Below are 12,198 nucleotides of genomic sequence, written 5' to 3' on the forward strand. Positions count from 1 at the left end.
TATCCTCTTATTTAATAAATCTGTCAATGGCCCTGTTCAATTCTTCAATCGCCTCTGTATCCCCTGTCTCTACCGCTTCCACCAGACAATGCTGGATATGGTCATGCAGGATGACCTTTCCTGTATTATTAATAGCCGCCTTTACTGCCGAGAGCTGAATCAGCACTTCGCTGCAGTCCCTCCCGCTCTCAACCATTTTCTTAATGGATTCCAGATGCCCGATTGCCCTTGCCAGGCGGTTGAGCACCGCTTTGGTATTCTCATGGGTATGCGTGTGCCCTCCATGGCAATGGGGGACATGTTCATTGTCATGAGCATGGATATGTGTATGCTCATACACACTGCCATCTTGTCTCACATGCTTATGTGGCTCCATTTGCTTCTCTACTCCTTCTCTGCCTGCCGCACAGCCACTTCAAGCTGCCGATAGGGTATTTCAATTCCCACTTCATCAAGCCCATATTTTATCGCCTCCGTAAGCCTCCATTTAGCCGCAAAGTAATCCTCCGGGCGTACCCAGGCTCTCCAGCCCAAATCCACCGAACTTTCATTCAGGGAATCTACAAAGACTTCAACCGGATCTGCCGCTAAAACGCTTTCTTCTTCCCTCAGAATCTTCTCAATCGCCTTCTTCGCCGTCTGGATATCTGCCTGGTAGGAAATCCCCACGATTTCCCGGATCTGCCGCTTTTCCTGCAGCGAGATATTCGTAAGGCTGGTATTCGATAACGTTCCGTTGGGCACGCTCACTGTCCGGTTATCCGGTGTCAGCAGATACGTATAAAAAAGGTCGATTTTCTCCACGGTTCCCTCGTTTCCACGGGCATCCTCTTTAATATAATCACCGACCTTAAAAGGCTTCATGATTAAGAGTATAAATCCTCCGGCGAGATTTGACAAGGACTCTTTTAAAGCAAGCACGATTCCGACCCCCATAGATCCTAAAAGCGCCGCTATCGAAGCTTCCTTTACCCCAAGATAACCTGCCAGCCCCGCCACAAGGATGATATACAGCAGTGCTTTAATCAGAGAATTCATAAAGTGCAGGGAACCTTCTTCCATCTGCGCCCGCACGAAAGAACGCTTCAGGATTTTTAAAAGGAGCGCTATCACCCTGGAACCGATAAAAAAGATAATCCCGGCTATCAAAAGCTTCAATCCGAAATCCAGCAGAGCCGGAATTTTGCCATTAATGTAAGAAAGCATCCTGTTTGCCTCTTCTGCTTTCTCCTGCACTACCTTCGCTACCTGTTCCCCCAGTTCTGTTTCCTGCATGTTTTACCTCGCACTCCGCGCCTTCACGTATTTCCCTTCTAAATCTGCTTTCAGATTTTTCTTCTTTGCCGGAGCCTTTCCTGTTTCACTCTTTGCCGCCTTGTTATCTTTTGCTTTCGGCGCAGACTTTGTATACGAGAAAATAGAAATTCCCATAGGCGGCACCTTAATTGTAATGGAATTCGGCCTGTCGTCGCATTCTTCTTTCTTTGACTGCTTAAGGCGTGGATTCACCGCGCCGCTTCCTCCGAACTCTCCCCTGTCACTGTTGAAGATTTCTTTGTATTTGCCCGCATATGGCACGCCAATCTTACGGTTTTCATATACCAGCGGCGAGAAATTGCACACAACCAGCAGGGTTTCTTCCCGTTTCTTTGTATTCCTTGTGAACACCAGCATATTTTCATTTCCTGAAATCGCATTGATCCAGGTAAATCCGTCCGGGTTATGGTCAAGCTGATACATCGCCGGATGCTCCCGGTAGAACTTATTCAGCGCCGTCATATACTCTTTCATCTGTCTGTGCTCGTCATACTGCAAAAGATTCCATTCCAGGGATTTCGCCTCCGACCACTCGCTGTACTGGGCAAAATCCTGTCCCATAAAGAGCAGCTTTTTTCCGGGATGGCACATCATGTAGCCATATGCCGCCCTCAGGTTCGCGAACTGCTGCGCCCGTTCCCCAGGCATTTTCCCTATCATGGATGCCTTTCCATGCACAACCTCATCATGAGATAGCGTCAGTATGAAATCCTCGCTGTAAGCATACACCATGCTGAATGTCAGCTCCCCGTGGGCGCCGCCCCGGAACAGCGGGTCTTTTGACATATAGTCAATAAAATCATTCATCCAGCCCATGTTCCACTTGTAGTCAAAGCCCAGCCCGTCATCCTCCACATCTCCGGTAATCTTCGGCCATGCCGTGGACTCCTCTGCAATCAGCAGCACATCCGGATACTTTTTCTTAAAAACAGAATTCAGATGCTTCAGAAATTCTATTGCTTCCAGATTCTCGTGGCCGCCGTACATATTCGCAACCCACTCACCGTCTTTCTTTCCGTAATCCAGATAGAGCATAGATGCCACCGCGTCCATGCGGATACCGTCTGCATGGTATTTTTCTGCCCAGAACAGAGCGTTCGCAATCAGGAAATTTTTTACTTCCGGACGGCCGTAATTGTAAATCAGAGTCCCCCAGTCCGGATGCCAGCCCTGCCGCGGGTCAAGATGCTCATAAAGGCATGTCCCGTCAAATGCGCACATGCCGAACGTATCCCGCGGAAAATGCGCTGGAACCCAGTCCAGGATCACGCCGATTCCCTGCTCATGCATATAATTCATAAAATACATAAAATCTTCCGGCGAACCGCAGCGGCTGGTAGGCGCATAATATCCGGTAACCTGATAGCCCCAGGACGCGTCAAAAGGATGCTCCATAACCGGCATCAGTTCCACATGGGTATAGCCCAGCTCCTTAATATATTCTGCCAGCATCGGCGCAATTTCCCTGTAATTGTAAAATTCGCGCTCCCCATCTTCTGGTTTTTTCCAAGAGCCAATGTGCATCTCATAAATAGAGATTGGCGCCTTTTTATTCTGCATCGCTTTACGCTCTTTGCGATAAGCGTCATCCGTCCAGGTGAACTTCGTCAAATCTGCTACGATAGACGCATTATCCGGGCGGACTTCCGCCGCATTGCCATAAGGGTCTGATTTCAGGAATGTCAAACCGCCTTTTGCCTTTATTTCATATTTATAAACCGTTCCCGCTTTCATCCCGGGTACGAATAATTCGAAGATACCGGAATCCCACAGCCGCCTCATTGGAAGACGCCTCCCGTCCCAGAGCACTGAATCACACACCACGCTCACCCGCACGGCATTCGGCGCCCACACTGCGAAAAGCACGCCCGCCACGCCATCGATAACCATTGGATGAGCGCCCAATTTCTCATAAATATCATAACAGATACCCGCATTAAATTTCTTCGTATCCTTTTCCGTAATCTGAGGAGCAAATGCATAAGGATCCGCAAACTCTTCCACGGCCCCATTGTCAAATTCTGCACAAATCGTATATTCCGGAATGGTCTTTCTCGGAATCAGTACTGCAAAAAATCCTTCTTCATCCTCCATAATCATCGGATACTCTTTCTTCCCGCCGGATACCTTCACGGATGCTTTCACAGCCGTGGGAAGAAATGTCTGTATCAGGACTCCATCCTCCGTGATATGCGGTCCTAAAATACTGTGTGGGTTATCCTCCTCTGAATACACAAGCGCTTCAATCGCCGCCCAATCCATCAGATTATATAGTTTTTCCTCCATAGCATACCTCCTGCTATTCCGTTTTCTTCCATTCTATCACAAATATACCTGAATCCGCAATAAAAGATGGCATTTCTTAACATTCTGCACGTAACAGTTCAGCCTTCGGTTTCCTGTTACTGGCATCAAGCCATGCAAAACCACTTCGTGGTGGCTTGACGCCCCTCAACCGAAACGCTATTTCACGGACTTTGCAGCAAGCGCAAAGTCCTGGGCTAAACTGTTACTTCTGCACAAAACTAAAAAGAAAGAGACACCGCCCTCTCACCGCGTCTCCCTCTTTCAGCCAACAGTCCGATTGCCGGAACTGCCGCGCTCCACTGCCAGGCATCCTTTGTTTAAAGTTCATGAATAAACAGCCCGCTCCGCAGTTTCGGCTCAAACCAGGTAGACTTTGGCGGCATAAGCAGACCCTGGTCCGCTACCCTGTACAGTTCTTCAATAGACGTAGGGTACATGGCGAAAGCCGCCTTACAGTCTGTATGTACCCGCCGCTCCAGCTCTGAAAGCCCGCGGATTCCTCCGATAAACCCAATCCGGCTGTCTGTTTTTGGATCTGTGATTCCCAGAACAGGCGCCAGCACCTCCCTCTGCAGGATGGACACGTCCAATCCCTCAATAGGGTCGTCGCTTTCATACTCTTTTCTGACTGTAAGGGCATACCACTGATTCCCCAGGTACATTCCCATCTTTCCCTTTTTTTCCGGCGAATATGCTTCCCCACATTTTTCTACCAGAAATTTTTCTTCCACAGCCTCTAAGAATTCTTCTTCCGTCAGCCCGTTCAAATCATGCACGACCCGGTTATAATCCATAATAAAGAGTTCTTCACCCGGAAACAGCACCGAAAGGAAATAGTTAAATTCTTCCTCTCCTGTATATCCCGGTTTTTCAGCTCTGCGCTTCCTGCCTACTGCCACTGCTGAGGCAGCACGGTGATGTCCGTCTGCAATATAAATGCTGTCCATGCCTCCAAAAATCTCTATAATCCTCTTTACCGTTTCATCCTCCGCAATCATCCAGCCCCGATGCTCCACGCCATCTTCCGATGAAAATGCAAACAGCGGCTCTCCCGTCTTTACCCCGGCAAAAATTTCCTGGAGTGCTTCCTGTCTCCTGTATGCCAGGAAAATCGGCCCTGTCTGGGCGTTGCATACATCCACATGGCGAATGCGGTCCGCCTCTTTATCCGCCCTGGTATTCTCATGCTTTTTAATCACCTGATTTAAATAATCATCCACCGAAGCGCATGCCACCAGGCCGGTCTGGCAGCGTCCCGCCATCCTCTGTTCATACAGGTACAGGCAGGGCTTTTCCTCCCGCACAAATTCACCCTTCTCTACCATTTCCCAGAGTAAATCGTGCGCCCTCTGATACACCTTAGGGTCATAAACGTCTACGCTGTCATCCAGTCCTGTTTCCGCCCTGTCGATCCTCAAAAAACTCATCGGTTCTTTCTCTACCTGTATTTTTGCTTCCTCCCGGCTGTAAACATCATAGGGAAGCGCCGCGATTCTCGCTTCCAGCCCCTTCCTGGGACGGATGCCGGAAAATGCCTTAATCCTTGCCATAACAGCTCTCCTTAATTGAATTTATTATTTATGAATAAGAGAACAGCAGGGCATATGCGCAATTACTGCTGTTCTCTATGGATTTTACAGATACTATTTAATTACCCTTACCCTGAGTACGCCGTCCACACTCTTTAGACGCTCCAGTACCTCTGCACTTAAAGGCTGCTCCAAATCAAAGAGCGAGTACGCATAGTCCCCTTTACTTTTGTTAACCATGTTGCAGATATTCATGTCTGCATTTCCAAAAATAGAAGTAAACTGGCTAATCATATTCTTCGTATTTCTGTGATTAATCCCCACACGGCATACGCTGATGCAGTCTCCCATATCACAGTTCGGATAGTTCACAGAATTCCTGATATTTCCATTCTCCAGATAATCTTTCAATTCCTGAACCGCCATCACCGCACAGTTTTCCTCAGACTCTTCGGTAGACGCCCCAAGATGCGGAATTACGATGCAGTCCTTTTCTGCCGCGGTCGTATGATTCGGAAAATCTGTTACATATTTCCTGACTTTTCCAGTCTTCAGCGCCATGACCATAGCATTCTCGTCTACCAGGATATCCCTGGCAAAATTCAGAACTACTACGCCGTCTTTCATCATATTGATCGCTTCCTGGTTAATCATATTTTTCGTAGACTCCAGAAGCGGTACATGGATGGTAATAAAATCACATTCCCGGTAAATCTCGTTCACATCGTTGATATGCTTAATATTTCTTGAAAGCTTCCATGCCGCATCCACCGAAATATACGGGTCATACCCATAAACTTCCATGCCCAGATTCACTGCGGCATTTGCTACCAGGATTCCAATCGCGCCCAGACCGATGATTCCCAGCTTCTTTCCCTGGATTTCATGTCCTGCAAACTGTTTCTTCTGCTTCTCAGCCAGCTTCGCAATCTCTTCGTTCTGACGTTCTGTCTGCACCCAGTTTACGCCGCCGATGATATCGCGGGACGCCAGCAGCATTCCTGCCAGTACCAGTTCCTTTACACCGTTGGCATTTGCGCCCGGCGTATTAAATACCACGATTCCTTTATCTGCACATTTCTCCAGCGGAATATTATTTACTCCCGCCCCGGCTCTGGCAATCGCCTCCAAGGTCTCCGGAAGCTCCAGGTCATGCATCGCCGCGCTTCTTACCAGTACGGCATCTGCCTCTTCGATGGTATCTACTTTTTCATATTCGTCGTCAAACAGTCCGAGGCCCGCCTCGGCAATTGGATTTAAGCATGTATACTTTAACATTTTACAGATTCTCCTCTTCAAATTTCTTCATAAACTCCACTAATTTTTCCACACCCTCTATCGGCATGGCATTGTAAATGCTGGCTCTCATTCCACCTACGCTGCGGTGGCCTTTCAGGTTCTCCAGGCCTGCTGCTTTTGCCTCTTTTACAAATTTAGCATCCAGCTCTTTGTCCCCGGTAACAAACGGTACATTCATTAGGGAACGATCCTCTTTTACCACAGTCCCATGAAACATCTTGCTCTGATCCAGAAAATCATACAGGATCGCAGCCTTTTTCTCATTGCGCTCCTTCATCGCTTCCAGCCCGCCCATATTTTTCAGCCATTTAAACACCTTCCCGCACATATAGATGCAGTAGCAGTTCGGCGTATTGTAAAGGGACTCCGCGTCTGCATGGGTTTTGTACGTAAGCATGGTCGGCGTGCCAGGCAGTACGTCCTCCGTAATCAAATCCTCACGAACAATCGCGATAACCATTCCCGCAGGTCCGATGTTCTTCTGCACACCGCCGTAAAGGATACCGTATTTCGCCACGTCTACAGGCTCCGATAAAAAGCAGGATGATATATCTGACACCAGCAGTTTCCCTTTGGTATTCGGCAGTTTCTTAAACTTTGTGCCGTAAATCGTGTTATTTTCACAGATATACACATAATCCGCATCCTCGCTGATTGGAAGATCGGAACAGTCCGGAATATAAGAAAACGTCTTATCCTCAGATGACGCGATTTTATTTGCCTTCCCGTATTTCTGCGCCTCCTGGTAGGCTTTCTTTGCCCACTGCCCGGTAACAATATAGTCTGCCACTTTATTCTTCATCAAATTCATCGGAATCATGGCAAACTGCTGGGAAGCGCCGCCCTGAAGGAATAAAACTTTATAATTGTCAGGGATGTTCATCAAATCCCTCAAATCCTGTTCTGCCTCTTTGATGATATCATCGAAAACCTGCGATCGGTGACTCATTTCCATAACGGACATGCCGGAACCCTTGTAATCCATCATTTCCTCTGCTGCTTCTCTTAGTACCTCTTCCGGCAATACGGCCGGACCCGCTGAAAAATTGTACACTCTGCTCACTTTTGTTTCCTCCTCATCAAATAAAATATTTCTAATTTTCTTTTTTTGCCAGGTCTTCCTGGTCAAACACATTTTCAATAGAATCTCCCGCCGGAACCATCGGGAATACCTTATCATCCTGGTCAATTACGCAGTCAATCACTACCGGACGTCCCAGGCTCATCGCTTTCTCCAGCGCCGGAGCCACTTCTTCTTTTTTCGTAACGCGTATGCCCACGGCTCCCATAGCCTCTGCCAGCTTCACGAAATCTACCGCGTCATTAAGAATTGTATTGGAGTAGCGCTTTCCATAGAAAAGCGTCTGCCACTGGCGCACCATTCCAAGCACATGGTTATTGATAACCACCTGGATAATTGGGATATTGTAGCGGCTCGCCGTAGCAATCTCATTCATATTCATGCGGAAGCATCCGTCTCCCGCAATATTGATAACCGTCTTCTCAGGGCGTCCCACTTTTGCGCCAAGGCTTGCGCCAAGACCATAGCCCATCGTTCCCAGACCGCCGGACGTGATAAAGGTATGCGGTTTTTTGTATTTATAAAACTGTGCCGCCCACATCTGATGCTGCCCTACCTCGGTGGTAATGATTGCGTCGCCGCCCGTTACTTTATAGATTTCTTCCACCACATAAGGCCCTGTCAGGATATCTTCATTGTAACGGAGCGGATATTTCTCCACCATGCCATGTACATAAGCCAGCCATTCATCGTGGTTGTGGTCTTCAATTTTCGTGTTCATGCGTTTCAGCACTTCCTTGACATCGCCAATCACACTGCAGTCCACCACAATATTTTTATTGATTTCCGCCGGGTCTACATCTATCTGGATAATCTTCGCATTTTTCGCAAAGGTCTTTGCATTTCCCACGACACGGTCACTAAACCTGGAGCCTATGGTAATCAGCAAATCACAGTGGGTAACTCCCAGGTTTGAAGCCTTTGTCCCATGCATTCCCAACATTCCCGTATACAGCTCGCTTCTGCCGTCAAACGCACCCTTTCCCATCAAACTGTCCGCCACCGGAGCATGAACCTTCTCGGCAAACTCCATCAGTTCTTTTGCGGCGTCTGAAATCACGGCGCCGCCGCCCACGAAAATAAAAGGCTTCTTGGAATGGTTAATCAGCTCTATCGCTTTTTCCAAATCTTTCTCTTTGATGTACTCTGTACTTCTTTCTGTCTCATAAGGCTTTTCAGGTGTATATTCCGCACTATTTGCAGTCACGTCTTTTGTAATATCCACCAGCACCGGTCCCGGCCTGCCGGAACGCGCGATATGAAATGCCATACGGATTGTGTCTGCCAGTTTGTTTACGTCTTTTACTATATAATTATGCTTGGTAATCGGCATTGTCACACCTGCAATGTCAATCTCCTGGAAACTGTCGCGCCCCAGCATAGGCACTGCCACATTCGCAGTAATTGCCACCATAGGCACGGAATCCATATATGCGGTAGCAATACCTGTCACCAGGTTCGTAGCTCCCGGCCCCGATGTGGCCATACATACGCCTACCTTTCCTGTGGCGCGCGCATACCCATCTGCCGCATGAGCCGCTCCCTGCTCATGGGAGGTCAGGATATGAAAAATCTCATCCTGGTGTTTATAAAGCGCGTCATAGATATTCAGGATCGTTCCTCCCGGATAGCCAAACACGGTATCAACACCCTGTTCCTTTAAACATTCAATTACAATTTCTGAACCTGTTAATTTCATCTGCTTCCCTCCCATTTATCTTCCGGGTACTTCCAAGATAGCGCCCCGGTTTCCTGAAGTTACCATTGCCGCGTACCGTGCCAGATAGCCTGTCGTCACCTTTGGTTCCCGCGGCTGCCATTTCGCCCGTCTCGCCGCCATCTCTTCATCCGATACTGCAAGCTCCAGCTTATTCTCCGGGATGTTGATTTTAATGATATCTCCCTCTTCTACCAGGGCAATCGGACCTCCTACTGCCGCCTCAGGCGAAACATGTCCGATAGAGGCTCCCCTTGACGCGCCGCTGAAACGTCCGTCTGTAATCAGCGCCACGCTGGAACCAAGCCCCATGCCTGCAATCTCGGATGTCGGATTTAACATCTCACGCATACCCGGACCTCCCTTGGGCCCTTCGTAACGGATAACCACCACGTCCCCGGCAGAAATCTTTCCGGTAAGAATTGCCTCACACGCATCTTCCTCGCACTCAAATACCCGCGCCGGCCCTTCATGCACCATCATTTCCGGTACCACCGCCGAACGTTTCACCACGCCGCCGTCCGGCGCCAGGTTTCCGGTCAGCACTGCCAGGCCTCCCGTCTCACTGTACGGATTCTCAACCGGGCGAATTACAGCCGGATTCTTATTTACACAATTCTTTATATTCTCCCCAACTGTTTTCCCTGTCACTGTTATACATTCCGTATGCAGGAGATTCTTTTTATTTAATTCATTCATAACAGCATACACACCGCCCGCCTCATTTAAATCCTCCATATATGTAGGACCTGCCGGAGCCAAATGGCAGAGGTTCGGGGTTTTTGCACTGATTTCATTCGCAAATGTAATATCAAAATCCATGCCAATCTCATGAGCAATCGCCGGAAGATGCAGCATACTGTTTGTAGAACATCCCAGAGCCATATCTACTGTCAGAGCATTCAGGACAGCTTCTTCCGTCATAATATCCAAAGGTCGGATATTCTTCCTGTACATTTCCATTACCTGCATTCCGGCATGTTTCGCCAGGCGGATACGCTCAGAGTAGACTGCCGGAATCGTTCCGTTGCCTGGAAGCCCCATTCCCAAAACTTCTGTCAGGCAGTTCATGCTGTTTGCTGTATACATACCGGAACAAGAACCGCAAGTGGGACATGTCTTGCACTCGAACTCATCCAGTTCTTCTTCGCTGATCGTGCCTGCGCTGTAAGATCCCACTGCTTCAAACATGGAGGAAAGGCTTGTTTTCTTCCCCTGTACATGCCCCGCCATCATCGGCCCTCCGCTTACAAATACGGTAGGAACATTGATGCGTGCAGCCGCCATCAAAAGCCCCGGCACATTCTTGTCACAGTTCGGCACCATTACCAGCGCGTCAAACTGATGCGCCATCGCCATCGCTTCTGTGGAATCTGCAATCAAATCCCTTGTCACCAGAGAATATTTCATGCCGATATGTCCCATAGCGATACCATCACATACCGCAATCGCCGGAAATACGATCGGCGTCCCGCCAGCCATAGCTACGCCTTGCTTCACTGCATTTACAATTTTATCCAGATTCATATGCCCCGGAACAATTTCATTATGCGAACTGACAATTCCCACCAGAGGCCGTTCCATCTCCTCTTTTGTCATGCCCAGCGCGTTAAACAGGGAACGGTGCGGAGCCTGCTGCACTCCCTTTTTTACGTTATCACTTTTCATATATATACCTCCTCATTTAAACCCTTTCTGCAATCAGGCTTCCCATTTCCACAGTCCCTACCTTTTTGCATCCTTCGGAATAAATATCCCCTGTGCGGTATCCTTCTGTCAGCACCTGCTTCACTGCCGCTTCAATAGCGTCTGCCGCCTTATCCAAATCCAATGAAAAACGCAGCATCATAGCAGCCGAAAGAATCGTGGCAATCGGATTCGCCAAATCTTTCCCTGCAATATCCGGCGCTGAGCCATGACTTGGCTCATACAGCCCAAACTTTGTCTCATTCAAGCTTGCAGAAGAAAGCATCCCGATAGACCCGGTCACCATACTGGCCTCGTCAGATAAAATATCTCCAAACATATTTTCCGTCAGAATGACGTCAAACTGCTTCGGGTCACGCACCAGCTGCATCGCGCAGTTATCCACCAGCATATGCTCCAGCTCCACGTCAGGATAATCCTTCGCAACATCTTCCACAACAGCCCTCCAAAGCCTGGAAGAATCCAGCACATTCGCCTTATCCACACTGGTTACTTTCTTCCTGCGCTTCCTGGCAATATCAAATCCCCGCTTCGCAATCCTGCGGATTTCATTTTCATCATAAGTCAGCGTATCCTTTGCTTTCCGCACGCCGTTCTCCTCTGTCGTACAGCGTTCGCCAAAATAAAGGCCTCCGGTCAGCTCACGCATAATCATCATATCAAAGCCGCCGCCAATAATATCGCTGCGCAGCGGACATGCCGCTTTCAGCTCACTATAAAGGTATGCAGGCCTCAAATTTGCAAACAGGTTCAGCTCCTTACGGATTTTCAGAAGCCCTGCTTCCGGCCGTTTGGACGGCTCCAGCTGATACCAGGGAGAAGTTGCCGCATCCCCTCCGATTGACCCCATCAGCACCGCATCACTGGCTTTCGCCTGTGCAATCACTTCGTCCGTCAACGGCACGCCATGTACGTCAATCGAGGCTCCACCCATCAGAACTTCCGTATAATCTAACCGGAAGCCATACTTCTCTCCTGCCGCATCCAGCACCTTGACAGCTTCCCTGACAATTTCAGGTCCGATTCCGTCTCCCGGAATCACCGTAATCTTGTAACCCATTATACAAATCCTCCATTTCCAAAACTGATTTCTCTATAAAAACACTATTTAATAAGGATGAAAGCCACCCTTTGCCGCTTTAGTATAATATAATAATGCATTTTCAGACAGATTTCAACCGTAAAGAATGGAATAAAAGCAAAAAAAGGCCGCTGCACCGCAGCGGCCGTTTTTTGCTTTT

The 12,198-nt window shown here is 48.5% G+C and carries 8 protein-coding genes and 1 pseudogene; all 9 read right to left on the reverse strand.

Annotated elements, in window-relative coordinates; genetic code table 11:
* Window positions 1-7: 7 nt before the first annotated feature.
* The 9 genes and pseudogenes from NFR99_RS07535 to leuB all read right to left on the reverse strand — a co-directional run bounded on the left by NFR99_RS07535 (window position 8) and on the right by leuB (window position 12,017).
* On the reverse strand, window positions 8-376 hold the full coding sequence (locus tag NFR99_RS07535; RefSeq protein WP_135974540.1) for a metal-sensing transcriptional repressor: 369 nt from the start codon (window positions 374-376) through the stop codon (window positions 8-10).
* An 8-nt stretch (window positions 377-384) separates the two neighbouring features.
* The gene (locus tag NFR99_RS07540; protein ID WP_120483922.1) at window positions 385-1,275 is read right to left on the reverse strand and encodes a mechanosensitive ion channel family protein; all 891 of its coding nucleotides are present in this window, start codon (window positions 1,273-1,275) and stop codon (window positions 385-387) included.
* 48 nt (window positions 1,276-1,323) lie between these two features.
* Window positions 1,324-3,603: pseudogene (glgB, locus tag NFR99_RS07545) on the reverse strand (1,4-alpha-glucan branching protein GlgB); the annotation flags it as partial.
* A gap of 338 nt (window positions 3,604-3,941) precedes the next feature.
* Window positions 3,942-5,174, reverse strand: coding sequence for a DUF1015 domain-containing protein (locus NFR99_RS07550; RefSeq protein ID WP_120483920.1), 1,233 nt, complete (start codon window positions 5,172-5,174; stop codon window positions 3,942-3,944).
* 93 nt (window positions 5,175-5,267) lie between these two features.
* On the reverse strand, window positions 5,268-6,431 hold the full coding sequence (locus NFR99_RS07555; protein WP_120483919.1) for a 3-phosphoglycerate dehydrogenase family protein: 1,164 nt from the start codon (window positions 6,429-6,431) through the stop codon (window positions 5,268-5,270).
* A gap of 1 nt (window position 6,432) precedes the next feature.
* Window positions 6,433-7,515, reverse strand: coding sequence for a 3-phosphoserine/phosphohydroxythreonine transaminase (serC, locus tag NFR99_RS07560; RefSeq protein ID WP_120483979.1), 1,083 nt, complete (start codon window positions 7,513-7,515; stop codon window positions 6,433-6,435).
* 31 nt (window positions 7,516-7,546) lie between these two features.
* Window positions 7,547-9,232, reverse strand: a complete 1,686-nt coding sequence (ilvB, locus tag NFR99_RS07565; protein WP_120483980.1) for a biosynthetic-type acetolactate synthase large subunit — start codon at window positions 9,230-9,232, stop codon at window positions 7,547-7,549.
* A 15-nt stretch (window positions 9,233-9,247) separates the two neighbouring features.
* A complete protein-coding gene (gene ilvD, locus NFR99_RS07570; protein WP_120483918.1) occupies window positions 9,248-10,918 on the reverse strand; it encodes a dihydroxy-acid dehydratase in 1,671 nt (556 codons plus the stop codon).
* A gap of 16 nt (window positions 10,919-10,934) precedes the next feature.
* Window positions 10,935-12,017 (reverse strand): 3-isopropylmalate dehydrogenase, encoded by a 1,083-nt coding sequence (gene leuB, locus NFR99_RS07575; protein WP_120483917.1) that lies wholly within the window; start codon window positions 12,015-12,017, stop codon window positions 10,935-10,937.
* Window positions 12,018-12,198: the final 181 nt, after the last annotated feature.

The organism is Hominisplanchenecus murintestinalis, from assembly GCF_943193015.1.
Lineage (GTDB): Bacteria > Bacillota > Clostridia > Lachnospirales > Lachnospiraceae > Hominisplanchenecus_A > Hominisplanchenecus_A murintestinalis.